The sequence below is a fragment of the Pseudoalteromonas sp. B62 genome (assembly GCF_037162565.1).
In the GTDB taxonomy this organism is placed as follows: domain Bacteria; phylum Pseudomonadota; class Gammaproteobacteria; order Enterobacterales; family Alteromonadaceae; genus Pseudoalteromonas; species Pseudoalteromonas fuliginea.
In genome coordinates this window covers 1,284,463-1,307,717 of sequence record NZ_JARLVB010000002.1, presented here as the reverse complement: position 1 = coordinate 1,307,717, position 23,255 = coordinate 1,284,463, and the positions used below count along the sequence as shown (strand labels likewise).

The following is a 23,255-nucleotide window of genomic DNA, read 5'->3' as shown; positions in this document are numbered from 1 at the left end:
ACTACGAACAAATAAGTTCTAAATCGTATAAGGAGGTGATCCAGCCCCAGGTTCCCCTAGGGCTACCTTGTTACGACTTCACCCCAGTCATGAATCACTCCGTGGTAAACGTCCTCCCGAGGGTTAGACTATCTACTTCTGGAGCAACCCACTCCCATGGTGTGACGGGCGGTGTGTACAAGGCCCGGGAACGTATTCACCGCGTCATTCTGATACGCGATTACTAGCGATTCCGACTTCATGGAGTCGAGTTGCAGACTCCAATCCGGACTACGACGCACTTTAAGTGATTCGCTTACCTTCGCAGGTTCGCAGCACTCTGTATGCGCCATTGTAGCACGTGTGTAGCCCTACACGTAAGGGCCATGATGACTTGACGTCGTCCCCACCTTCCTCCGGTTTATCACCGGCAGTCTCCTTAGAGTTCTCAGCATTACCTGCTAGCAACTAAGGATAGGGGTTGCGCTCGTTGCGGGACTTAACCCAACATCTCACAACACGAGCTGACGACAGCCATGCAGCACCTGTATCAGAGTTCCCGAAGGCACCAAACTATCTCTAGTAAGTTCTCTGTATGTCAAGTGTAGGTAAGGTTCTTCGCGTTGCATCGAATTAAACCACATGCTCCACCGCTTGTGCGGGCCCCCGTCAATTCATTTGAGTTTTAACCTTGCGGCCGTACTCCCCAGGCGGTCTACTTAATGCGTTAGCTTTGAAAAACAGAACCGAGGCTCCGAGCTTCTAGTAGACATCGTTTACGGCGTGGACTACCGGGGTATCTAATCCCGTTTGCTCCCCACGCTTTCGTACATGAGCGTCAGTGTTGACCCAGGTGGCTGCCTTCGCCATCGGTATTCCTTCAGATCTCTACGCATTTCACCGCTACACCTGAAATTCTACCACCCTCTATCACACTCTAGTTTGCCAGTTCGAAATGCAGTTCCCAGGTTGAGCCCGGGGCTTTCACATCTCGCTTAACAAACCGCCTGCGTACGCTTTACGCCCAGTAATTCCGATTAACGCTCGCACCCTCCGTATTACCGCGGCTGCTGGCACGGAGTTAGCCGGTGCTTCTTCTGTCAGTAACGTCACAGCTAGCAGGTATTAACTACTAACCTTTCCTCCTGACTGAAAGTGCTTTACAACCCGAAGGCCTTCTTCACACACGCGGCATGGCTGCATCAGGCTTGCGCCCATTGTGCAATATTCCCCACTGCTGCCTCCCGTAGGAGTCTGGGCCGTGTCTCAGTCCCAGTGTGGCTGATCATCCTCTCAAACCAGCTAGGGATCGTCGCCTTGGTGAGCCATTACCTCACCAACTAGCTAATCCCACTTGGGCCAATCTAAAGGCGAGAGCCGAAGCCCCCTTTGGTCCGTAGACATTATGCGGTATTAGCAGTCGTTTCCAACTGTTGTCCCCCACCTCAAGGCATGTTCCCAAGCATTACTCACCCGTCCGCCGCTCGTCAGCAAAGTAGCAAGCTACTTTCTGTTACCGCTCGACTTGCATGTGTTAGGCCTGCCGCCAGCGTTCAATCTGAGCCATGATCAAACTCTTCAATTAAAAAGTTTTATGTCTTTCGACAGCTCAATGAATTCTGAATTTTTTAATATCTTTCGATATTGAATTGACTGTGCCGAATAATTACCTAAATAACTATTCTGTTGGTCACTCAGTTTTCAATTGAGACTCTAATTTGTTTGCCTCGCTAATTACCCATAAAGAATAAGTAGTTTGGCTGTTAGAACTCAATCTGTACGAGTGCCCACACAGATGATTGCTTTATATTGTTAAAGAACGTTTTGAGTCGCTTTAGCGTCTCAAGGGATGCGAATAATACACCCTTTATTTTTCGAGTCAACACTTTGTTTTAAACTTTCTTTTGGAAGATTTAAAACCGAAGTTTTATTTAACTCTCTGAGTAGTTGCTGCCTTGCTATGCTTCGGCGTTTCCCGTCTCAGTGGGGTCGCATTATAGGGAGATCCGAAAACAGATCAACCCTTTTTTTAGATCTTTTTACTGTTCGAACAAAAATAGAACAGAGCCGAGTGAAATCATATTAAAACCTTAGTAAAACGATGTTTTTTTGTGCTCTTCTTTATTATTTAATACAAATATCATTGCTATGTTCAATTAAGACGTTAAGATAGCAAGTTCACAATGTTAAATTAATGTTTATTTCCTGTTTATTGGTAGATCTAAAATGAAATTACCCGATCAAAAAGCTTTTATCTTCTCTGTTATTCTTGCTGTAGTTGGTTTTGTTGTTGTTAAGTTTGCTTTAGCAAGCCTGGCACTAGACCCTGCGCTTCTATTTGGTGTTGGTTTGTTAGTAGGCGCACTTGTTATTGCAGCAATGTCGTCTGATGTAACTGAAGAAGCCGAAGTAAAAACAAAGACTCTCTATGTTGGTAACCTTCCTTACCGCGCAAATGAAGGTGTTGTTCGTGCATTATTTGAAGAACAAGGCAAAGTATTCAATGTTCGTTTATTAAAGGATAAAAATACTGGCAAGCGTCGTGGTTTTGGTTTTGTTGAAATGGCACAAGCTGATGCAGACAATGCAATTGCTAACTTGAACGATAGCGAGTTCCAACAACGTACTTTAAAAGTACGTGAAGCAAAACAAAAACAAGAAGACGATTCTAATGCTCTACGTACTGAGACGGATCAGTCAGTGTAACTAGCTTTACCGCTAGCTTATTGCTAAACACATCAGCCGTTGCATAATATTGCAGCGGCTTTTTTATGTCTGTTCGCTTATTCACACATAGGTTAAGTTGGTTAAGTAGGTAGTTGACTCTGTTTGCTATCGCTACACCTGAATCAAGTAATTTTACATTCCCTTCAAAATACTGACTAATCGGCTCTACTAATATCGGAAAGTGCGTACACCCTAGTACAAGTACATCTATAGCTTTATCTATATTTAGGCCATCAAGCACTTGGTGCAACTTGTTTGTATCTAAATAGTCTGTAAAAAAGTGTTGCTCAGCTAGTGTCACTAACTCCACACTGCTATATAGATTAACGATTACATTACGTGCATGTTCAGCAATTAATGTTTTAGTGTATGAACTGGCGACCGTGGCTGGTGTGGCTAATAAGCCAATATGATTTGAGCGTGTTAATTCTGCGGCAGGCTTTATTGCTGGCACAACACCTACTATAGGAATATCTGTCACTTGGCGAACAGCACTAAGTGCAGATGTAGAAGCCGTATTACACGCTATTACTATTAAATCAACGTCAAGCGTGTTGGCTTTGATGAAATGAATAAGTGAGCACAATCGGTTGATTATTGTTTGTTGGGATTGAGCACCATAAGGTAGGAATGCATTATCCATAAAATAGCTGTACTGAGCATTGGGGATACTGTGCTTTATATGTTCAAGTACGGTAGTTCCACCAATACCTGAATCAAAGACCATTATATGCGCTGACAAACTACCGTTCCCACTTTACTTTAAGAACGGCAGTTTGCCATGAGGTATTTATAAAAGAAAGTAGTTTAGCTTTGTGTGGTTTCTAAATCGGCAAGATCATCGGCCGCTGAATTTAATTGATTAAGGTTTTTGAACATAGACTTTGTGTAATCTACTAACTTATCTATTTGTTCCTGATCTTGATTTAACCATTGTAGAATGCCAGCTAGTTGATTTTGTAATCCAAGTTCACCCGCTTTTTCAAAAGCACTTTTAAGGTCGTCATTAAAAGGGGCTAAACCCTCTGCTACTTGTTTTTCTGGTGCTGGTTTATATTCTTCATAGCTTTTAACTGTGGCTATTGTTTTTGTTTGGCGTAAATCCATAGAAAAAGCCACCAGCTGATCGCTGTCTAAACTCAGCTCTTGTGCTTGTTCAAATGCTTCATCTAAATCACCACCAAAAAAGGTTTTACTTAAATCTTGTAAGTCTTCCATCATCGCATTAATCGCTTCTTGCTCTTGCTCATTTAAGTCACCATTAACCGACATCGAAAATGATACCTGTCGAGATTGCGATGATGAGCTTGCAAACGATTCACTATCACTGTTTCTCTGATAGCCACTCGCCGATTGAGATTCAAATGCATCCGCAAAGCTAATACTTACCTCATCGCCTTCTGCGGTAGTGAATTTATACTCTGCATTGCTAGTCATACTGACATATTGAGCCTGACTTATATTTACGCTGGCAGGTTGTGGATTAAATAGCGACTCTTCAAATTTATCAAGCCCATTGTAAATTCCCTCTTTGGACTTATTGATGCCCTCTTCCATTTCGTCATTAAATACACCTGTACCTTTGAGTTCATCAACAGCGTCGTCAATCCCTATTTGGACTCCTTTGCGCGCATCGCCTAACATGTCTTTAAGCTTTTCATCATTAGCGCCATTAGCTTTTGCTTTATTTACAGCGCCGCTGACAAAATCGAGTACGTTTTTTACGATTTCATCAAAATCAAATAGTGGTTTGTCTGCTTTTTTCTGCGATAGGCAATCCAAGCTGCTCAGCCATTTTATCGCCAAGCACTTTTGCAGCTAATTCTTTACCACGTTGCTGGTAACTATCTTGGGGAGATTGAATAGTAGGTTGCTGTATATCTGCTTTATTATTGAATTTATTAATGTTGTTGTTTGGCGTGAAGCCATAGTTACCTATTTTCATGTTACATCTCCTAAGCGTGCGTAATTTATTATCGGCTATAACAATAAAAACTAAAGTACAATGTGCAATAAAACAGCATAAATGCTAGCCAAAACTAGACAAATACGCAGCGCTCCCTACAATAGCGCCGATAAACAGATCTTAGATAAGGTAGTAGCGTTAATGGCAGTTATTAAAATAGATACCACACAGTACCAAGCGCAGTTAAGTGAAAAAGAGCAGCGTATTAGTGCGCAGTTTCAACGTTTTGGTGTGGAGCAACTAGAAGTATTTAGCTCAGAGCCAACTAACTACCGCCAACGTGCTGAATTTAGAGTATGGCACGACGGTGACGATCTGTTTCACATTATGTTTGATCAACAAACAAAAGAAAAAATCCGTGTTGATACATTTGATCCAGCAGCGCCTTTAGTAGGTGAAATAATGCAGGTGATGATTGAAAGCCTCAAGCCTTGTGAAATATTGCGTCGTAAGTTATTTCAAATCGATTACCTATCAACGCTAAGCGGTGAAATTTTAGTAAGCTTGCTTTATCACAAACCACTGGATGATGAATGGTTAAGTGAAATTAAAGCACTTAAAGAAAAGCTTAGCAGTAAATACAAAATTGACTTTATAGGCCGTGCTCGCAAACAAAAAGAAGTACTAGGTGATGACTTTGTAACTGAACGTTTAACAGTTAATGGTCAAGAGCTTATATATCAACAAGTAGAAAATAGCTTTACTCAGCCTAATGCAAAAGTAAATATTAATATGCTGGAGTGGGCGCAAGATTTATGTAAACCACTTAAAAATGATTTATTAGAACTGTATTGCGGTAACGGTAACTTTTCAATTGCGTTAGCGGGCTGTTTTAATAAAGTATTAGCAACAGAAATATCAAAATCATCTGTTCATTCTGCTCAATACAACATTGCTAAAAATAACGTAGAGAACTTAGATATTATTCGTATGTCGAGTGAAGAGTTTACTCAAGCAATGAATGGCGAGCGTACTTTCTCTCGTTTAGATGGTATTGACCTTAAAAGCTATGACTGCCAAACCATATTAGTTGATCCACCGCGCGCGGGCATGGATGAATTAACGTGTGATTTAGTGGCTAACTACGAAAGCATAATTTATATATCGTGTAATCCTGAAACCCTTGAGCGTGACCTTGATCACTTAGCACGTACGCACAACGTTAAGCGCTTTGCTATATTTGATCAGTTCCCATATACACATCACATTGAGTCGGGCGTTTTCTTACAACGCAAATAGCCAGCCAAAATTAAAGTGCCAGTACTTTTATAAGTGCTGGTATTTGCTCTTCACTAAATACTTGAATACCATTTTTTATTAATAATGCTGCAGTTAAACCTAGTCCTTCGATTTTTACTCCGCGATGCTTTCCATCATATATTGTATTTCGTCCGCAAGAAGGGCTCGATTCTTTAAGTAGAGCAAAACGAACTTGATTCTTTTTACAGAGTTCTAGCGCTATATTAGCTCCAGTTTGAAACTGTTCTGTTACATCTTCTCCTAAATTTGTAACTACACTCCCCTGTATTATTTCAGCAGGAGCTCTAGGAGTAGGAAGCCCACCAGCGACCTCAGGACAAAACACAATTAATCTATTTTGTTTTTGCCACAAATTAAGCTGTGGATGCAAAATTGCGTGTCCTCTACCATCGTAGCGAACAGGTTGCCCTAGTAAACAACTCGATACTAATATTTTTTCCATCGCTATATCCTTATAAAATAAAAAAGCTCCTTAAGGAGCTTTTTTATTTTGGCTAAATTTATTTATTAGCTAGGTAATTAATTAATTTTCCAATATCTTCTGGTTCAGTAATACCCGACTCACGACCTAGGTTTAACTTGTACTTACCATTTACAATAAAGGTAGGTACGCCACGTAGTGCGCCTTTTTCTTTAAAGTAGTCTTGATCGCGTTTCATTTTAGAGCTCAGCGTACGTACCGAGAAGCTTTTAAACAGCTTATCAAACTTATCACCATCAACGCCCTGCGCTACAAATATATCTTTTACATCTGCAAGCTCATTAAATTTAGCGCGCTTTGTATGGATATGATTAAAGATTGCAGAAATAATCTGATCTTTCTGTGGGAGTACTTCAGCTGTCGCAAGTGCTTGGCTCATCATCTGTTGGTTTTCTGGGTCACGTACACCTACAAAATCAACATGACTCTTTTTAAATTTAACGTTTTTATCAAGCTTAGGCTTAAACTCACCAATTAGTGCCTCCATGTTATTACATGCAGGGCAGTAAAATGAGAAAAACTCTTTAACTTCTGGCTTTTTAGTTGCACGCTCAGAAACAACGTCGTAATGCACGCCTTCTTCATACGTTGCTGCAAAGCTTGCTGCCGCCATAGGAAGTAATACCGCAAGCAAACCTGCTTTAACTAATTTAATCATTATTATGCTCCGAAATTATAAGGCTAATAAAAACGCAACTAGTTCATCAAACTGTTGTTGGCTTTTAATTGTATTAATATTAATTTTATATTTATCGTTAACAATAAAAGTAGGTACACCTGTAAGTGCGCCTAATTTTGAATATTTGTTTTGATTATCTTGTAATGCACGCTCAGCTGAAATAATAGGCATGCTTGCCATATCTTTATCAAACGTTTCGCTATCAATGCCATTTACTTCTAAAAGTTTTTTCAAATCTTTCATCTCAGTCAATGGTGCACGTTGAACATGAATACTTTTAAATATTTGCTCTGTGATAGCATCTTCTTGCCCATGTTTTTTGGCAATCAGATAGGCAAAGCTCAGATTGGTTTGCGCCTGTGGTGAAACACCACCTAAAAAGTTAACATGATTTTTAATAAACGTTGCACCTGTTGGTAAGCTTTTTCTATTGCCTGAGCAACAGGTTCAAACTTAAAGCAATGCGGGCAATAATATGAAAAAATTCCGTCACTTGTGGTGTTTTACTTTTCTCTGCATTAATAATTGTATATTGATTATCAGCTTCAAATTGTGCAGCAAATGCCGCAAATGGTAAACAAAGAAGTAGTAGGCCTAGTTTTAATTTTTTAAGCATTTGTATCTCGTTGTACTTGTCTTTAAATAAAATATTACGGCAATAACTTTAACGGCGCTTCTTGCAGTGCTGCAAGTTGCTCCTTCAGTGCTAAAATTTGTTGCTCCCAGTATTTGTCATCAGCAAACCATGTAAAGTTCCGCACAAAGGCAGGATCGCTCCATCGTTTAGCTACCCATCCCATATAATGGATAATACGCATTGCTCGCAGCGGTTCAATTAATTTGAGTTGAGAGTGATCAAAATCACAAAACTCTTCATACGCATTTACAAGGGTGTCTAACTGTAACAGTTGCGTCGCTCTATCGCCACTGAGCATCATCCATAAATCTTGGATTGCAGGACCTTGACGGCTATCATCTAAATCAACAAACATTAGCGCATCACCCGCCCACAAAATATTACCAACGTGGCAGTCACCATGTAAGCGAATACTTTGCACATCTTTATACTGTTTTTGCGCCTGCTCTATCACTAAATCTAAAATAGTATAAAAGGCAGTATTTATTCCCATGGGCACTAAGTTACTTTTTTGAAGATGAACTTTGGCTGTATGCAAATACTCATCACAGGTAACTGTTGGCCTGTAAGTAAAAGGTTTTGTTTTAGCTACTTGGTGCATACGGCCAATTAATCGCCCCATTACATCAAGCTGATCTAAATTATCAACCTCAAATAAACGCCCGCCTACACTTGGAAACAACACAAACAAATACCCTTCGTGTTCAAACAAGCTTTGCCCATTATATAAAATAGGGGCAACAACGGGTACTTCCGCTTCTGCTAGTTCAAATGCAAAGTCATGCTCTTCTTGAATTTGCTCTTTACTCCATCGCTCTGGGCGATAAAACTTCACTACGTAACGCAGGCCATCATCGGCTTTAAATTGGTACACTCTGTTTTCATAGCTATTGAGCGCCAATAAACCAGATTCGGCGTACACACCTACGCTTTCTATTGCATCGAGTATTAGGTCGGGTGTTAAGTCAATAAAACTAAATTTACTCATACTCTTCTTATATAAAATAAAAAGCGGGTTATATACCCGCTTTTGTTAATTGCTATATCAACTTACCTATTTAAGGTAGGTTGTGATTATCGCGCTTTAAAAAAGTTACTCGACTGCGATATTGTCTCATCCGGCGCATCTACCGGTGAAAGCACAAAGTTAAACTCTGTCATCGGCGCCTTCAAATCATAAGGATCCATTACAAGCGACAATGGCACATTATGAGATTGCCCTGCCTGCACTGTAAATGACTGCTTACCAATATATTTAAAGTTATCTAACCCTTGTACTTTAATATTAAAGGTTTGCTCGTACTGCGCCTTGTTAATTACCTTTAATGTATAGGTGTTCTCTACTAAACCATCAAAATCGACACGATATAATTGGTTTCGGTCACGAATGATATCAAAGTCCATTGTTTTACGCAGTGCGATATTAGCTACAAGCGCCCCCGTAAGCACAACAAGTATAACTGTGTAACCAATGATTTTAGCGCGTAGTGGATTAGTTTTATTTTCAGGTGTTTCGAGGTTTCGCTCTGTCGTATATGAAATAAGCCCACGCGGATATTCCATTTTATCCATTACGCCATCACACGCATCAATACACGCGCCACAGTTTATACACTCAGCTTGTAGCCCATTTCTAATATCAATACCCGTTGGGCATACTTGAACACATAAATTACAGTCTATACAGTCGCCTAGTTCTAAATCTTTATGGTCTACTTTACGTGAACGAGGACCACGGCTTTCACCTCGGCTTTCATCGTACGTTACTGTGTATGTGTCTTTATCAAACATAGCTGATTGAAAACGTGAGTAAGGACAAATGTGTAAACACATAATTTCTCGCATCCAACCGGCATTGCCATAGGTACACACAGCAAAGAATATAATGCTTACTAATGCATAACCGCCTACGTTAAACGTTACAAAATCAGGAAGTAACTCTCTTATCGGCGTAAAGTAACCGACAAAGGAAATAGCGGTATATAACGAAAATAATACCCAACTAGTATGTTTTGCCGTTTTACGCCAAAACTTATCAAAATTCATGGGCCGTTGATCAAGTTTTTTACGTTGATTAGCCGTGCCTTCAAACTTCTCTTCGAACCAAATAAAAATAAAGGTCCAAACAGTTTGTGGACATGTGTAGCCACACCACACTCGCCCATAGAAGGTGGTCACTAAAAACAGCGCAAATGCTGCCAACATAAAAATGAACGCGAGTATGGTGAAATCTTGTGGCCACAACGTTAAACCAAAAATATTATATTTTTGCCCGATTAAATCAAACAGCACAGCTTGTTGGTCGTTAAAATTAATCCATGGTAGTGCCATAAATGCAAGCAAACCTAAAAAACCAATACGCTGCCTTAATAATTGATGAAGACCTTTCACTGCTCGCACATAAATACGATTTCGGGGATTAAACCTGTCATCTTGACGGCTTAAATCCGGTTTTTGGATTTTTACCTCCACAGGAATGTTTTTTACTTTAATTTGTTTGTCCATCGAAGTTCCTCAACGCCGCTTGGAAATAAAAGTTTAGCAATATTCAAATGCCCTATACAGTAAAGTGTAGCAAGTTACTTGCTAGGCATGATCAGTTTGATAAATCATCATTTGAATACTTTCAGATATTTCAGAAACATCTGATTGCTATTAAGCATTATACCAATATTGATTAAAATTACTGGCATAGATCGCTAATAATTTATTCATCTCAGTTACTTGCTTTTAAAATGCATTTTATTACACTGCATGGTAATTCAACCTCATTTAGATCAAGGTTTACGTGCTCATGAAAAAATTTATAATACTGGTGTTAATGATCCTTGCTTTTTTTACGATCGATCATCCACTTATAAAAGAACCTCGAGAGAAATTACTAGGTGAAGGTATTAGTTTTTTAAGCGAGACAACTAAAGTCAATCGCAGCCCCGCAGCTAATATGACTAAAAGCCGTATAAAATCACAATTAAGACTGTCTGACTCAGGGAAAGAGTACGTAGAGAAAACCTTTACAACAGACGAGTCAGTGCAGTTGTTTAATTTACGTTATTGTCGTGAGCGTGAGTTAAACCTATATTTTTACGATGAGCGTTTAAATACTGTATGTAAAATAATATCTGAAGCGTTAGAACAAAGGCGAGCAAAGTAATGGATTTTTCAAAATTAAATAAGAAAGCCAGTGACTCGTTTCATAAACAGCGCAACATGCTTAAAAACTAGCGCAGGGAAAAACACTAAAGTGCGAGAAGTGCAGTGGTGTTTTAACGCTAAACCTAGCGACCACCGAAGCTGGTAAAGGAGTAGTAAGGTGTAAGCAAGGTTGTACTGACATTATTCTGGAATTGGGTACTTAATCTGAATTTTGGATAATAAACCAATCCCAAGCCGCTATTTAACGTTGAATTTACTTGTAATAGGCCCACGTAATAAAAATAACCTGAGCACTAAAAGCACACCTAGTCGTCCCAGCCTTCGTCTGTATATAAGCCACTATTAAGCGCTACAATCTCAACAAGTTCAGCAAAACCTAAAGCAAAATCGCCCATTAGCTCATATTGCTGTAAACAGAGTAACTGCTCATTCATTAAATTTTGTGCTGCAATTTGGCTAATAATTTGCTCATCGAGTGCAAAAAAGCTCAGTGTTGCTTGAGCGCTCTCTAGTGCTTCTTTATATTGTACTTCTAATTGTGGGGCATCTAGCAGTTTTTGAGTGTACATTGTGGTTGCTTGTAAAAAACCTTCACTCCAGCTTTTACAAAAATAAATATCATAATTAGCAGGCAATTTATAACCAGCTTCAAACACCTGTTCGCTAATTTGATGATATAGCGCCATAAACAAAAACAATGTCTCTTCGTCTAAATCATTGGCTTTATTTGATAATATTGTATCGAGCCATTCATGCACATCAAGTGGTTCAGGAGAGCAAATTACGCCAAACAAATAACCTTGGCTTTGTAATAATGTCATTGCTTGGGGCTGGGTATCTAAAAATGTGCTGAGCTGCTTCGCGTGCAACTCAGTAAATTGAGGTAATTGCATTAAAACTCTTTATTAGTAAATATTAAAAATTGAGCGGGTAACGACCTTGATTATCTGGACGACCCAAAAACTTAACCGCATCATGTACATCTTTTGGAAGACTGGCATCAGGTTTAACATAGCCCGCGACTCTGAAGTCAAAATTAGCTTTAAGTGTAGCATCAGCCTCAAGGCCTAACGTATTATCTGGATCAATTAATATAGCAATATCGCCCGACTTACAGCTTAATTTACCAGCCAGAGGGCCAATATTAAACCACCCATTTAAGCCTTGTACGTCAATATTAGGACTCGCTATTTCACCCTTTAATGAATCACAATATGGTGCACCGGTGCTGTATTCATCAATTTCCAAAATTACACGCCCTTTAGCGGTTACAGGCAGAGGAAGTCGCACTCGTTGCATTGCACGCTCTACTGTCGAACGAACAAGTCCATCAGTCACTATAACTTCCTTATTAAAAAGCCCATAGCTTACATCCGCATAACCCGAAATATCACTGCGCTCACGTGCATTGCCAAATTTTACATTAGTATTTAGTTTACCTATAAATAACTGCCAGCCAGCAATATCCCAACGGACATTATTTAACTGCTCGTCATCAAAACGGACCTGCATCATTTGACCTTGCCAGACAGTACCTACAGTTTGCCCTATTTCTAATTGTTTTGGTAAATACGGCTTTGCGATATCAAGCGCAATAGCTGCCGGTAATTTCATAATACAAAACACGATAAAACTAAGTAAAAAGACAATCGATAACGTTATTATTTTTTTCATTAATTAATTCTCTAATACCAAACGACTTACACGAACGTAGCCCGATTTATCATCACGACTTAAATCTAAATTTTCGACACGTAAACCATGCTGATTCACCAATTCGTCAAGCCATTCTATTAACTGGTTAAACTCTACGGAATCAAGTGTTAAACGTAATGAACTATCACTTGGCTGCATTTTACTAATACTGATATTATAACGACTACGCGTTGAGTTAACTATCTGGCTTAAGTTTTGGTTGCTTTCTATTCGCGTATTACCTGCGGCTTTAAGCTTAACAATACTTTCATCGACCCAAACTAATAACTCTTGCTGCTTAATTTGTGATTTTTCAGCTCGCTCAATTGCATTATTTAATGGTCTAAAAATTCCCATTACTAATACAAAAATAATAAACACGCCACCAGCACCAACAACTAATTGTTGCTCTTGTTCTTTTAGCGAACGCCAATATTGTATTAACTGCTTTTTCATACTGCACCTCGCAGTTTTATTTCACCTACAACAAAGTCACCATCATTGTTTAGTGACCCCTGTTCTACGGTCAAGCCCTGCTTTTCAAGAATACTTTTAACTTTACCAAAAGTTTGAAAGTCTTTAGCTCGGGCACGAATGCGTAACTCATTACGACGTTTATCGTAGCGAAGCGTTTCGGGGGTAAATTCACTCACTTGCGAAAAAACATCTACTAACTGAGCTGTTAAATCTAAAAACCCAGCATCACTTGTACCTTGTACTTTTTTTAGTGCACCATTAATTTGGCTCTTAATTAACTGTGGGCGTACTTTAGTACCTGGAAATGCATTTTGATAGCGTTCTACAACTTGTGCTTTTGCTATATCAACTTTGGTATTTAATTGATGCAACTCTAACGCCTTTATTGCGATTGTTGACGCTAAAGCAACGCCGGCAATAATTGCCGCACTTTGCCAGTATCCCCACCACAATGTACTTTTCTTTTTAAGCTGATACATCCCTTGACGAAGATTAAATTTAACCTGTCCAAGCTGCTTTGCAAATAATGCCAACGGTAAATCGTAATCACTCGTTTGTGCTTGCAAATTTACACTCTCAGGAAAGTGATTAGCTGGGCTAAAATGTTTGATTTCAGGATTACCCATGGCAGATAAGTAACCGTTTAACCAACTGGTTTCTACAGCACTGATATGCCATTGACCTTGCTTAAATAACCACTGATTATTAAGCTCTATTGCAGTGACTATATCGTTATCAGCAAAAGGGAGTAATAGGGCATCAGGAATAATTGTATATACCGCTAAGTGATGTTCGTTAAATAGTGCTAACCATTGCTCAAACCATTCTCTGTCAGTCATTGCAATTCGAACTGCGTGCTGTTCGCCAACCATTGTTGACTCACCAACAGCAATAAATAACTCATCGACATCACACGCTATATCTTCTTCAAGCATATAGGGTAAAGCTTGTTCTAATTTGCGATTCCACTTTGTTGGCAAAATGACTGTTTTCAGTTGCACCTGATCGCAAGGAAGCAATACGATCACTTCCCGACTTTGTGCTTTTTCGCTCAGCTCACTTAAGTGACTCGCATTTAATAGTTCACCACTTGCTATTATTTCTTGTTCTTGCGGTGAATAAATTAACCAATTAAGGCTATCTTGTTCAGTTTGACCCGTGCGGATCAACAGTATCTCTGTCACTGTACGCCTCCAAATTTTCGCGCCAGTATCGTTACGTCGCCATTTTCGGCGTACAGTAAGGTGGTCATCGAAAAACGCAGGTCAACGAAATTTGCCTGCGTTTGTAATTTAAAATAACTACTCTTCATATCAAATAAGTTTTCAACAGCTTTGACGTTTTTTCCGCCTTGTTGCTGAACCACTTCAAAAAACTCATCTTTACTATCAAAGCCCGCCTGCGGACGCGCGGCAATAACCGCTTCAGCTCCTGATAAACTAAGCTCATCAATTAATGCGCTAAGTATAAGTGCTTGCTCTGGTGCTAATGTATTTACGTTAATAGAAAGCAGCTTGCTGCCAGGAATAACACATATATAAGGTAATACCTTTTCCATTACTAAAGGATTAAACCCTTTAACTAAACGCAACTCTGATGTAGAAGCGAATAAACTATTTGCAGTCATATATGGGAATTCACGTGATAAGTACTCGTCTTCTTCAGCGCCAGAGCGATAGGTTATGCTATCGCTATCAAGCCAATCAAATACACTATCGGCCATCGCCTCTTCTGATTCATTCGCTGGTAAATCATCTATATTTTCAAGAAGAGCAAACAAAGCTTTGTGCGCTGGGTTTGTTTTTTCTGCGCTGTTTGGATCGGGCTCTACGGCTAACGCATTCAAATTTAAGCATGCTTGTAAATCAGTGATTTTTCCACTCAACGTACCGTTATCTACAGGGTAAGGCACATCACCTTGTGTTGCCCATACTTGCTCTAACGTGGTTTTTTCTGCATCATCTTTTTTACTTTGAATAAGGGCTTTAATGGCAAGTTCTTCTGCGCCATAGGCATACCATTTAGCTTGCTGATGCCCTTGTAAATTGGTACTTTTTTGGACTTGCACCATTAAGTTTGCACTCATTTCTACAGCTAGAATTGCAGCCAAAGCAACAATAAATAATACAATGACTAAAGCGGCTCCACGCGAAGAGTGCTTATCCATTAAGGAGTCCCTCCGCTTGTTCTGTTTGAGGTTGTATTAGTAGAGTTCGTACTTGGTGGTACTACTATTTTCCCTTGCCCCGGCACTAAAAACACACGACGAATAGGTTCTGCGTCAACTTGCTGTAGAGTAACCGCAACGGCTTTAGGCAACGCTTTAATTTCCCATTTATCTTGCCATTCATTTTTATCATCTAAAAATTCAAACTTTAATTCTTCAATCCCTTCTAGAATAACTTGTACTCGCGGCTCCATGTTATCAAGCTGATCGACATAAACACGGTACACGCGCTCTAAGTTATCATCTATAACCCTATATCCAACGGCTTGAAGTTCAGAGCGTGGTAGTAAATTAATCGGGTTTATCCAACCATCGCGTACAAAAGCAATCCCATCATATTGACTATCAAGAACATATCGTCCGGCCAATAAATACAGCTCTTGCACATCACCAGATTCATTACGCACCGCTCGCTTTGTCATTTGGCTAAAATCTTGATCCATCAGTCTAAATGTAGTTTGTAGTCCATTAAGCTCGGCTATTTTTTCATCTGAGGCATCTTTCGCTCTCGTGGTGGTATCTAATATTTGGTGCGTAGCAATAATTACAAAAGCTAAGATCCCCAATGCCACCATAACTTCGAGTAATGTAAATCCACGTTGCTTCACTTACTTCTTACCTTTATTTAAATAGGTTGTAAGCTCATAAGTAGATTGCTCATACTTTTCATCGCTAAATACATTAATGGTCAGTTTTACAAAATTTTTATCTGCAGTAGGAATTACTTCTTGCTGCCAAAACCACTCTATCCCTGCCATTACTTCACTGCCTCGTGCGCCATTTTTACCTTGCCACTGCTCACCTTTAGTGCGCTGTTCTATTAAAACATTCTCAGCAACCCATGAAGCGTAAGTTTGCTCTTCAATCGTCGATAGATGGTGAATATGCTCGCCTGTTGCTTGCATAGCGGCAATACCTGCCATGGCACAAATACTCAATGCAACGAGCACTTCAAGTAAGGTGAAACCTTTATGGTTATGCATTTATTCTGGTTCTCGACGTAAATTAACTGGGGCTGTAAATTCACCTTCAATATAATAGACAGGCTCACTTTGCTCTTTTAATTCAAGTATTAGCTGAAATGCACTAACCTCTCCTGATGATAAAATAAGTACTTCTGGAATTTTAAGTTTTTTAAGTTCCAGCAAACTATCTTCGTCACCACCACTCATTAACTCACGCCAGTTAGCTTGCTCAAGCAAGTTATCTTGTGCCCAAGCTAAATCTTCAAGATTAAGTGTTACTTTAAAACGCTCATCAAACTCCGTTGGTTTAAACAAGTCTTCTCTATCGAAGGTTATCCATTTTTCGCCATCAAAAACTAAAAACTCAAACACATTGTCATCTAAGTGAAAACCAAGCTCTACCTGATTTAAAATAGCAAATTCTGACGCCATATTAATGGTGGTATGCAGCCTAAGTGCCTGAGTATCTAGCTCATCCTCAGCTCCGCCTTCTAAGCTGTATACCACCATTTTTGTGGCAAAAGCGATAATCACTAATACCACTAAAATTTCGATCAAACTAAAACCACGCGTTTTTGCGTTTATACGCGTAGAGCTTACTTGCATAGTAAGCTCTCGTTATTTACGTATAAAAACAATGTACTCTTAATTTGCATTATTGTTTTTCTTCATCCCAGTTCCCAATATCATCATCGGTTCCGGGTTCACCATCTGGGCCAAAAGAGAAAATATCAAACTTACCAACTTCTCCAGGGCTAATTAACTGATAAGTATTACCCCAAGGATCCTCTGGTAGTTCACTGATAAACCCACCATCTGGAAAGCGTTTAGGAACAGGCTCAATACTTGTTTTATTAACAAGGGCTTCTAAACCTTGCTCTGTGCTTGGATAACTTTTATTTTTAAGCTTGTATAGGCTCATTGCATCTTCAAGCTGCTGAATATCTAAATGCGCTTTATCAATAGCAGCCTCTTCTTGTTGACCCATAATATTTGGTGCCACAATTGACATGATCATTCCGATGATAACAAGTACCACCATTACTTCTAGTAAAGAAAAACCTGATTGTTTGTTCACGTAATTACCTCATTATTCTAAAAATACTAATATATTAAAAAGTTATTTTAGGTTAAAGCCCAACGGCTTTATTCATTGCCATAATTGGCTGTAAAATTGCCATAACGATAAAAAGTACAATAACGGCCATTGACGCTATCATCGCGGGTTCTAATAACTTAAGCGACACATTAACCATACTTTCAAATTCGCGATCTTGGTTATTTGCAGCACGTTCTAACATTTGCTCCAACTCTCCAGATTTTTCACCACTGGCTATCATATGCAGCATCATGGGTGGGAATAATTTTGTTTGTTGAAGCGCAGCCCTTAGACTCGCTCCCTCACTTACTCTATCAGAAGCGTCAGCAACTGCTTTCTTAATTTTTTCGTTAACTAACACACCTCCTGATATTCGCATCCCTTCAAGTAGAGGTACCGAACTTGATGATAAAATACTTAGCGTGCGTGCAAAACGAGCTGTATTAACACCACGTGCAACTTTGCCAATTCCCGGCATATGCAGCACCTATCGTCCCACCAAAAACGTATTTTTGGCTGTTTCAATGCATGCTTAATCCCAATAGCTATGCCTGTAATAGCAATTAAGCTAATAAACCAATAATTTTGCACAAAATGACTGCCGGCCATTACCCATTCTGTTGTCCAAGGTAATACTTGCTTGGTCTTTTCGAAGGTTTTTAATATTTTAGGTACAACTGTACCTAATAAAACCGACACAATACCAATTGCAAACACCACTAAAATAATAGGATAAACCATTGCTTGAGTAATTTGGCTTCGCATATGTTGACGCTGCTCGGTGTAATCAGCTAAGCGGTTAAGTACTTGGTCAAGGTGGCCCGACTTTTCACCTGCGGCAACCATTGCACGGTATAAATCGTCAAATACATGGGGGAACTCGCTCATACCATCAGCAAGCGTATAGCCTTCAACAACTTTTGAGCGTACTGACATAAGCATGCGCTTTAAACGCGGCCTTTCACACTGCTCAGCTACAGCCATTACCGCACCTTCAACTGGCAGTGCTGATTGAATCAGCGTTGCTAACTGACGAGTAATAAGTGCCAGATCAGATGTTGATATAGTGGGTTTAAAAAAGCTACCAAATAAAGGAGCTTTTTCACCTTTAACTTGTTTATCACTTTGCGCTGCTGGAACCACTTCGAGCGGCGTTAGCTTTTGTTCACGTAAAACTTGACGTATTTGTCTAGCCGTATCAGCTTCTAAAATACCTTTTTTTCTTTACCTCTACCATCGAGAGCACGATACTCAAACGCCGCCATAATTAACCTTCCTCACGGGTAACACGTAATACTTCTTCAAGTGTTGTTTTACCTGCGAGTACACGGCTACAGCCATCTTGGCGAATACTAGAGCTACGCTTACGAATGTATTTTTCTACGCTTTGCTCACCTTTACCGTTGTGAATCATTTCGCGTATTGTTTCATCAACTACAAGTAACTCATGAATACCCGTACGACCACGGTAACCGTTAAAGTTACACTCTTCACACCCGACCGCTCGGTAAATTGTCGGTTGGCTTTCAAAAGAGGCGCCTAACAGCTGACATTCATGCTCATCAGCCGTGTGACCTTCTTTACAGGTATTACATAACGTACGTACTAAGCGTTGCGACAACACACCGAGTAACGACGATGAAAGTAAGAATGGTTCAACACCCATATCTTCCATACGTGTAATTGCACCCGATGCGGTATTTGTATGCAGAGTAGACATAACAAGGTGACCGGTAAGTGACGCTTGAACACCAATTTGCGCCGTTTCAAGATCGCGTATTTCACCCACCATTACTACATCAGGATCTTGACGTAATATTGCACGTAAACCACGCGCAAAGGTCATATCAACTTTAGCGTTAACCTGTGTTTGACCAATACCCGGAATCTCATACTCGATTGGATCTTCAACTGTCAGAATGTTGCGATCGCGTGAATTGATTTGACTCATACCAGCATACAACGTAGTACTTTTACCAGAACCCGTTGGCCCTGTGACTAAGATAATGCCATGCGGTTTACTGATTAAATCAGAAAACAATGCACGATTTTCTGCGGTCATACCTAAATCTTCTAGATTTAAACGTGCGTTATTTTTGTCAAGTAAACGCAGTACTACACGCTCACCAAAGCTTGATGGCATTGTAGATACACGTACATCAACTGCACGCCCAGCAATACGCAAACTAATACGGCCATCTTGAGGAATACGTTTTTCGGCTATATCAAGCTTGGCCATTACTTTAATACGCGATACAAGTAACGATGCGAGTTTACGATTAGGCTTAAGGACTTCTTTAAGTACACCATCTACCCTAAAGCGAATAACAAGCTCTTGCTCGAAGGTTTCGATATGAATATCAGATGCCCCTTCCTTTATCGCTTCACTGAGCATGGCGTTAATAAGTTTGATGATTGGTGCATCATCATCACCGGCGAGCAAATCTTCTGTTTGTGGAAGTTCATCGGCGAGTGAGAACAAATCAACCTCATTCCCTATATCTTCCATCATTTGTTGCGTTTCAGAGCTATCACGTTGATAAGATGCTTCCAATAACAACTCAAACTTATCGTCAGCCAACTGCTCTAATGTAAAACCATTACCTGCAATACGGCGCACTTCTAAAAGTACTTCTACGTCAAGCTCACCACGATAATATACAATACGATTATCTTTATTTTTACTTAGCAATACACCTGCGCGCCTTGCATAAGAAAATGGTAAACGTTTAGCTGGTAACTCTATTAATACATCATCTGCTAATAGCGCATCCTGATGATGCGTATTAGGATGAACCACATCTTGGTTTATCTCTTGTATCGCATTAGTCATCTTTACGCTCTTGTGCATTTTGCTTACGTAAATGTTCTTCATACGTTGGTGGAAGTATTAATTCATCGTTCCATTCAGGCAATATTGGCGAATCAGTCGCTGGCATTAAATCAATCCCATCTTCGCGCTGTTTAAATTGCTCACCACGGATAAAGTTATACTTATTAAAACTTAGCTTATTCATGCTTACACCATCACGAATAATTGTTGGGCGAATAAATACAATAAGATTACGCTTACGACGTGTTGTATTGGTTGATCTAAACAAGTGACCTAAAATAGGAATGTCACCTAATAATGGTACCTTCGATACGCTTTCTTGCACGTCTTCATCAATTAAGCCGCCAAGCACAACCATACCGCCATCATCAGCCATAACAGTTGTTTTAATTGAACGCTTATTTACTGAAATATCAACTGCCGTTGCACCACTTACACTTGATACTTCTTGTTCAATAGTAAGTTGTACCGCAGAGCCATCATTAATCTGCGGGGTAACAATTAGTTTAATACCTACTTCTTGACGTTCAACCGTTTGAAATGGGTTAGCATTATTACTGCCGGTTTGTGATCCAGTAATAATAGGTACTTCTTGACCGACTAAAATAGATGCTTCTTCGTTATCCATTGTAGTAATAGACGGTGTAGCCAAAATATTCGAGTTTGTATCGGTAGCTACTGCTTGAATGATTGCACCCCAGTCATTTTTAACAACACCCAGCGCCAGACCATTAATGCCACTAAGTAAGGAAGCTAATGGACCATAATCACCTTCGGTTGTTTCTGTATAGGGCGTTACAGTACCAGATTCTGTTCCTATTATATTTTTGGTAACCGTTACATCTTGTGCTTGCTCCGCCGCAACAGCTAATGAGCCAACGGGAACCGTAGTGCCGTTGTTAAACTGTAACATACCGCCCTGCTCAGAAATCCACTGCAGGCCTAAGTTAACCCCGTCGCCTTCCATTACTTCAATAATAATTGCTTCAACTAATACTTGTGCACGACGAATATCAAGACGCTCAATTACCGACTCTAGTGAGCGCATGGTGTCTGGCTGCGCGGTAATAATTAATGAATTTGAATCTGGGTGAGCTTCTATACTGCTTTCATTGCTGTTTCTGCTACGAGTTTTAGTTGTGCCGCCTTGCGCGTCATCAACAAGTGACTTACTCACACCTTGCAATACTTTTACTAAATCTTCAGCTTTAGCATAATTGAGGTAAAACACCTTGGTGTTACCTTGGCTTTCTAATTCACCATCTAAGCGTTTAATAAGTTCTATAGCACGCGTACGTGCTTGGCCTTCGCCACTTACAATAACGCTATTAGTTCGGCCATCGGCAACCACTTTAGGAATTAAAAATTCAGGAACACTGCCTTTACCACTGTCTTTATAAATGTTATCGACGACCGATACTACATCATCAGCAGTTGCATACTTAAGCTTTACTATATCTACACGCTTGTCACCGGCTTGATCAACCGAACGAATAATTTCAACTAATCTATTAACCGACGCAGCATGGCCCGTTAACATCATTACGTTAGCCGCATTAAAATTAGCAACATGACCACCATCTTTTTGATCGCTAAACTGACGAACTAATGGACCTAGCTCTTGTACGCTTACGTTTTTAACGCGCACAACGCGTGTAATCATCATGTCGCCACTAGCTTCATTACCCTCTGTAATAAGTGGGACATTTGATTTTTTAGCGTCTGAACTTTTCTCAACCTTAATAATGCCATTGTCCATTTCAACAGCTGAGTAGCCATAAACTTCTAATACATTTAAAAAGAACTGATAATAAAGTGCTTCATCCATCAACTCATAACTGCGCACATTCACTTTGCCGCGTACATTTGGGTCAATAATCACTGTTTTATTAAGATTTTTACCAACAATGTTAATAAACTCGTTGATATCTGTGCCTTTAAAGTTAGCTGCATACTCAACAGCAGAAACAGACAAAGAAATACTTGCTGCTAAAAAGTGCTGCATACTTAGCTAACCCTTTTTTAATTTTTTTGAGGTGTAGCACCTGAACCATTATATTAAAACTCCAAAGCTAAGTTATTACAGGCTAAATTGCACATCTAGTTGCTCGCCATCACGTTCTATAGTGATATTAGCATCTGTGCTATTGCGCAGCTCATTAATAGCTGACATTGCCTGTTTTAAATCTGTTAATTGATAGCCATTAATCGCAATAGCTAAATCGTTATTTTGTAATCCCATTTGCTTAAATAGCTCAGGTTCTTTTCCTGGACTTAAGCGATAACCTATAAGTACTCCATCACTCATCGCTTGTGAGACACGTATATAGTCAAATAATTTACCTGGTTCTTCGAGTAACTCTTCACGTGTTTCTATTAAGGCTTCTCTTACTTGTGGATCTGCGGTTGCATTTATTTTTTGATCGTTTGATGCTATTAGCATCTGTGGTCCCATTTCTGAATCGTCTCGGGCAGCAAGAACAGGCATTGATACTTTTTTTGTGAAATCTAGACCATCAAGCATTAATGTTTCAAAGCCACCACTTACGCTTAAAATTACACGATCTGGTAATATTTGTGCAACTTTCGCACGTGTTCCTTGTATAACTTCTTCCGCTAAGTAACTTATTTGTTTTCCTTGTGATTCTATAATAGCCACACCTGCTTTATCATCATGGCTTACCGCCACTATGCCTGTTAAATTTATACTTAAGCGTGTTTCAGGTGCATTGTTAATAACTTGTGATTGCCGCGTAGTACTATTATTTGTTGCAACTTTTTTACCAAACAAAAATTGCTCCACTATATGCTGCGTAGAGCGATTACCAGCGACACCCTTGGTTTGATTAGCGTAGTGCATTGGAGTAAGTGGAGATACAACCGGATTTGGCCACATAAGCCAAACCAATTTTGATAATAAAAAAGCAAGATAAACAACAACTAATAGAGTCACTAATGCACTTAATTTTGCATGTGGTAAACGAATTAAAAATTGTTTAAGTTGCTGTATTTGCTGTTCCATAAATAATATTCTTATTTTAATTTACTGCGTAAGCGCGTACCCATAGTACCCT

The 23,255-nt window shown here is 39.6% G+C and carries 19 protein-coding genes, 1 rRNA gene and 5 pseudogenes; 4 read left to right on the top strand and 21 right to left on the bottom strand.

Annotated features, from left to right (window positions below; genetic code table 11):
- Positions 1-28: 28 nt before the first annotated feature.
- A 16S ribosomal RNA gene (locus P4S71_RS10520) occupies positions 29-1,564 on the bottom strand.
- A 641-nt stretch (positions 1,565-2,205) separates the two neighbouring features.
- On the opposite strand from P4S71_RS10520, the gene P4S71_RS10515 reads away from it, so the two are divergent.
- Positions 2,206-2,685: an RNA recognition motif domain-containing protein gene (locus P4S71_RS10515; RefSeq protein WP_007378558.1), complete on the top strand. Its 480-nt coding sequence runs from the start codon at positions 2,206-2,208 to the stop codon at positions 2,683-2,685.
- On the opposite strand, the gene murI is transcribed toward P4S71_RS10515, so the two are convergent.
- Together murI and P4S71_RS10505 are read right to left on the bottom strand one after the other, a co-directional pair.
- Complete coding sequence (gene murI, locus P4S71_RS10510) at positions 2,648-3,448, bottom strand: glutamate racemase (RefSeq protein WP_337150622.1); 801 nt, start codon at positions 3,446-3,448, stop codon at positions 2,648-2,650. The genes P4S71_RS10515 and murI overlap by 38 nt on opposite strands.
- 65 nt (positions 3,449-3,513) lie before the next feature.
- Positions 3,514-4,651: pseudogene (locus P4S71_RS10505) on the bottom strand (DUF5610 domain-containing protein).
- Between the two features lie 162 nt (positions 4,652-4,813).
- Here P4S71_RS10505 and trmA point away from each other — a divergent pair.
- Positions 4,814-5,911, top strand: coding sequence for a tRNA (uridine(54)-C5)-methyltransferase TrmA (gene trmA / locus P4S71_RS10500; protein WP_337151613.1), 1,098 nt, complete (start codon positions 4,814-4,816; stop codon positions 5,909-5,911).
- 10 nt (positions 5,912-5,921) lie between these two features.
- Here the strand turns inward: trmA and P4S71_RS10495 are convergent, their stop codons facing one another.
- The 5 genes and pseudogenes from P4S71_RS10495 to ccoG all read right to left on the bottom strand — a co-directional run bounded on the left by P4S71_RS10495 (position 5,922) and on the right by ccoG (position 10,234).
- A complete protein-coding gene (locus tag P4S71_RS10495; protein ID WP_337150621.1) occupies positions 5,922-6,374 on the bottom strand; it encodes a DUF523 domain-containing protein in 453 nt (150 codons plus the stop codon).
- Between the two features lie 58 nt (positions 6,375-6,432).
- Positions 6,433-7,071: a thiol:disulfide interchange protein DsbA/DsbL gene (locus P4S71_RS10490; protein ID WP_033031090.1), complete on the bottom strand. Its 639-nt coding sequence runs from the start codon at positions 7,069-7,071 to the stop codon at positions 6,433-6,435.
- Positions 7,072-7,086: 15 nt separating this feature from the next.
- Positions 7,087-7,708: pseudogene (locus tag P4S71_RS10485) on the bottom strand (thiol:disulfide interchange protein DsbA/DsbL).
- A 34-nt stretch (positions 7,709-7,742) separates the two neighbouring features.
- Positions 7,743-8,717 (bottom strand): serine/threonine protein kinase, encoded by a 975-nt coding sequence (locus P4S71_RS10480; protein WP_008137601.1) that lies wholly within the window; start codon positions 8,715-8,717, stop codon positions 7,743-7,745.
- A gap of 86 nt (positions 8,718-8,803) precedes the next feature.
- Positions 8,804-10,234: a cytochrome c oxidase accessory protein CcoG gene (gene ccoG, locus P4S71_RS10475; RefSeq protein ID WP_007378565.1), complete on the bottom strand. Its 1,431-nt coding sequence runs from the start codon at positions 10,232-10,234 to the stop codon at positions 8,804-8,806.
- 289 nt (positions 10,235-10,523) lie between these two features.
- On the opposite strand from ccoG, the gene P4S71_RS10470 reads away from it, so the two are divergent.
- Together P4S71_RS10470 and P4S71_RS10465 are read left to right on the top strand one after the other, a co-directional pair.
- Positions 10,524-10,883 (top strand): hypothetical protein, encoded by a 360-nt coding sequence (locus tag P4S71_RS10470; protein WP_033031096.1) that lies wholly within the window; start codon positions 10,524-10,526, stop codon positions 10,881-10,883.
- Positions 10,883-11,088: pseudogene (locus tag P4S71_RS10465) on the top strand (hypothetical protein). Before P4S71_RS10470 ends, P4S71_RS10465 begins: the two are co-directional and overlap by 1 nt.
- Positions 11,089-11,190: 102 nt before the next feature.
- Here P4S71_RS10465 and P4S71_RS10460 read toward each other — a convergent pair.
- From P4S71_RS10460 to gspC, 13 genes and pseudogenes are all read right to left on the bottom strand, one after another.
- Entirely contained in the window at positions 11,191-11,778 is a 588-nt protein-coding gene (locus tag P4S71_RS10460) for a UPF0149 family protein (protein ID WP_337150620.1), read from the bottom strand.
- Positions 11,779-11,800: 22 nt separating this feature from the next.
- Positions 11,801-12,559: a type II secretion system protein N gene (locus tag P4S71_RS10455; RefSeq protein ID WP_007378569.1), complete on the bottom strand. Its 759-nt coding sequence runs from the start codon at positions 12,557-12,559 to the stop codon at positions 11,801-11,803.
- 3 nt (positions 12,560-12,562) lie between these two features.
- Complete coding sequence (gspM, locus tag P4S71_RS10450; RefSeq protein WP_007378570.1) at positions 12,563-13,036, bottom strand: type II secretion system protein GspM; 474 nt, start codon at positions 13,034-13,036, stop codon at positions 12,563-12,565.
- On the bottom strand, positions 13,033-14,241 hold the full coding sequence (gene gspL / locus P4S71_RS10445) for a type II secretion system protein GspL (protein WP_337150619.1): 1,209 nt from the start codon (positions 14,239-14,241) through the stop codon (positions 13,033-13,035). Before gspL ends, gspM begins: the two co-directional genes overlap by 4 nt.
- Entirely contained in the window at positions 14,238-15,224 is a 987-nt protein-coding gene (gene gspK, locus P4S71_RS10440; protein ID WP_007378572.1) for a type II secretion system minor pseudopilin GspK, read from the bottom strand. The genes gspL and gspK overlap by 4 nt, the downstream gene beginning before the upstream one ends.
- Positions 15,224-15,892, bottom strand: a complete 669-nt coding sequence (gene gspJ / locus P4S71_RS10435; RefSeq protein WP_007378573.1) for a type II secretion system minor pseudopilin GspJ — start codon at positions 15,890-15,892, stop codon at positions 15,224-15,226. The genes gspK and gspJ overlap by 1 nt, the downstream gene beginning before the upstream one ends.
- Complete coding sequence (gene gspI / locus P4S71_RS10430) at positions 15,893-16,267, bottom strand: type II secretion system minor pseudopilin GspI (RefSeq protein WP_007378574.1); 375 nt, start codon at positions 16,265-16,267, stop codon at positions 15,893-15,895.
- Positions 16,268-16,855 carry a prepilin-type N-terminal cleavage/methylation domain-containing protein gene (locus P4S71_RS10425; RefSeq protein ID WP_007378575.1) on the bottom strand — a complete coding sequence of 196 codons (588 nt, stop codon included), beginning with the start codon at positions 16,853-16,855 and terminating at the stop codon, positions 16,268-16,270.
- Positions 16,856-16,904: 49 nt separating this feature from the next.
- Complete coding sequence (gene gspG / locus P4S71_RS10420; protein WP_007378576.1) at positions 16,905-17,327, bottom strand: type II secretion system major pseudopilin GspG; 423 nt, start codon at positions 17,325-17,327, stop codon at positions 16,905-16,907.
- Positions 17,328-17,379: 52 nt separating this feature from the next.
- Positions 17,380-18,613: pseudogene (gspF, locus tag P4S71_RS10415) on the bottom strand (type II secretion system inner membrane protein GspF).
- A gap of 2 nt (positions 18,614-18,615) precedes the next feature.
- Complete coding sequence (gene gspE / locus P4S71_RS10410) at positions 18,616-20,181, bottom strand: type II secretion system ATPase GspE (RefSeq protein ID WP_337150618.1); 1,566 nt, start codon at positions 20,179-20,181, stop codon at positions 18,616-18,618.
- A pseudogene (gspD, locus tag P4S71_RS10405) lies at positions 20,174-22,235 on the bottom strand (type II secretion system secretin GspD). The gene gspE and the pseudogene gspD overlap by 8 nt, the downstream one beginning before the upstream one ends.
- 26 nt (positions 22,236-22,261) lie before the next feature.
- Positions 22,262-23,203: a type II secretion system protein GspC gene (gene gspC / locus P4S71_RS10400; RefSeq protein WP_096792297.1), complete on the bottom strand. Its 942-nt coding sequence runs from the start codon at positions 23,201-23,203 to the stop codon at positions 22,262-22,264.
- Between the last annotated feature and the right edge of the window lie 52 nt (positions 23,204-23,255).

Bases quoted from the DNA above. Each gene is read 5' to 3' on its own strand.
- P4S71_RS10515 (WP_007378558.1), top strand. From the start codon at position 2,206: ATGAAATTACCCGATCAAAAAGCTTTTATCTTCTCTGTTATTCTTGCT.
- trmA (WP_337151613.1), top strand. From the start codon at position 4,814: ATGGCAGTTATTAAAATAGATACCACACAGTACCAAGCGCAGTTAAGT.
- P4S71_RS10495 (WP_337150621.1), bottom strand. From the start codon at position 6,374: ATGGAAAAAATATTAGTATCGAGTTGTTTACTAGGGCAACCTGTTCGC.
- P4S71_RS10490 (WP_033031090.1), bottom strand. From the start codon at position 7,071: ATGATTAAATTAGTTAAAGCAGGTTTGCTTGCGGTATTACTTCCTATG.
- P4S71_RS10480 (WP_008137601.1), bottom strand. From the start codon at position 8,717: ATGAGTAAATTTAGTTTTATTGACTTAACACCCGACCTAATACTCGAT.
- ccoG (WP_007378565.1), bottom strand. From the start codon at position 10,234: ATGGACAAACAAATTAAAGTAAAAAACATTCCTGTGGAGGTAAAAATC.
- P4S71_RS10470 (WP_033031096.1), top strand. From the start codon at position 10,524: ATGAAAAAATTTATAATACTGGTGTTAATGATCCTTGCTTTTTTTACG.
- P4S71_RS10460 (WP_337150620.1), bottom strand. From the start codon at position 11,778: ATGCAATTACCTCAATTTACTGAGTTGCACGCGAAGCAGCTCAGCACA.
- P4S71_RS10455 (WP_007378569.1), bottom strand. From the start codon at position 12,559: ATGAAAAAAATAATAACGTTATCGATTGTCTTTTTACTTAGTTTTATC.
- gspM (WP_007378570.1), bottom strand. From the start codon at position 13,036: ATGAAAAAGCAGTTAATACAATATTGGCGTTCGCTAAAAGAACAAGAG.
- gspK (WP_007378572.1), bottom strand. From the start codon at position 15,224: ATGGATAAGCACTCTTCGCGTGGAGCCGCTTTAGTCATTGTATTATTT.
- gspI (WP_007378574.1), bottom strand. From the start codon at position 16,267: ATGCATAACCATAAAGGTTTCACCTTACTTGAAGTGCTCGTTGCATTG.
- P4S71_RS10425 (WP_007378575.1), bottom strand. From the start codon at position 16,855: ATGCAAGTAAGCTCTACGCGTATAAACGCAAAAACGCGTGGTTTTAGT.
- gspE (WP_337150618.1), bottom strand. From the start codon at position 20,181: ATGACTAATGCGATACAAGAGATAAACCAAGATGTGGTTCATCCTAAT.
- gspC (WP_096792297.1), bottom strand. From the start codon at position 23,203: ATGGAACAGCAAATACAGCAACTTAAACAATTTTTAATTCGTTTACCA.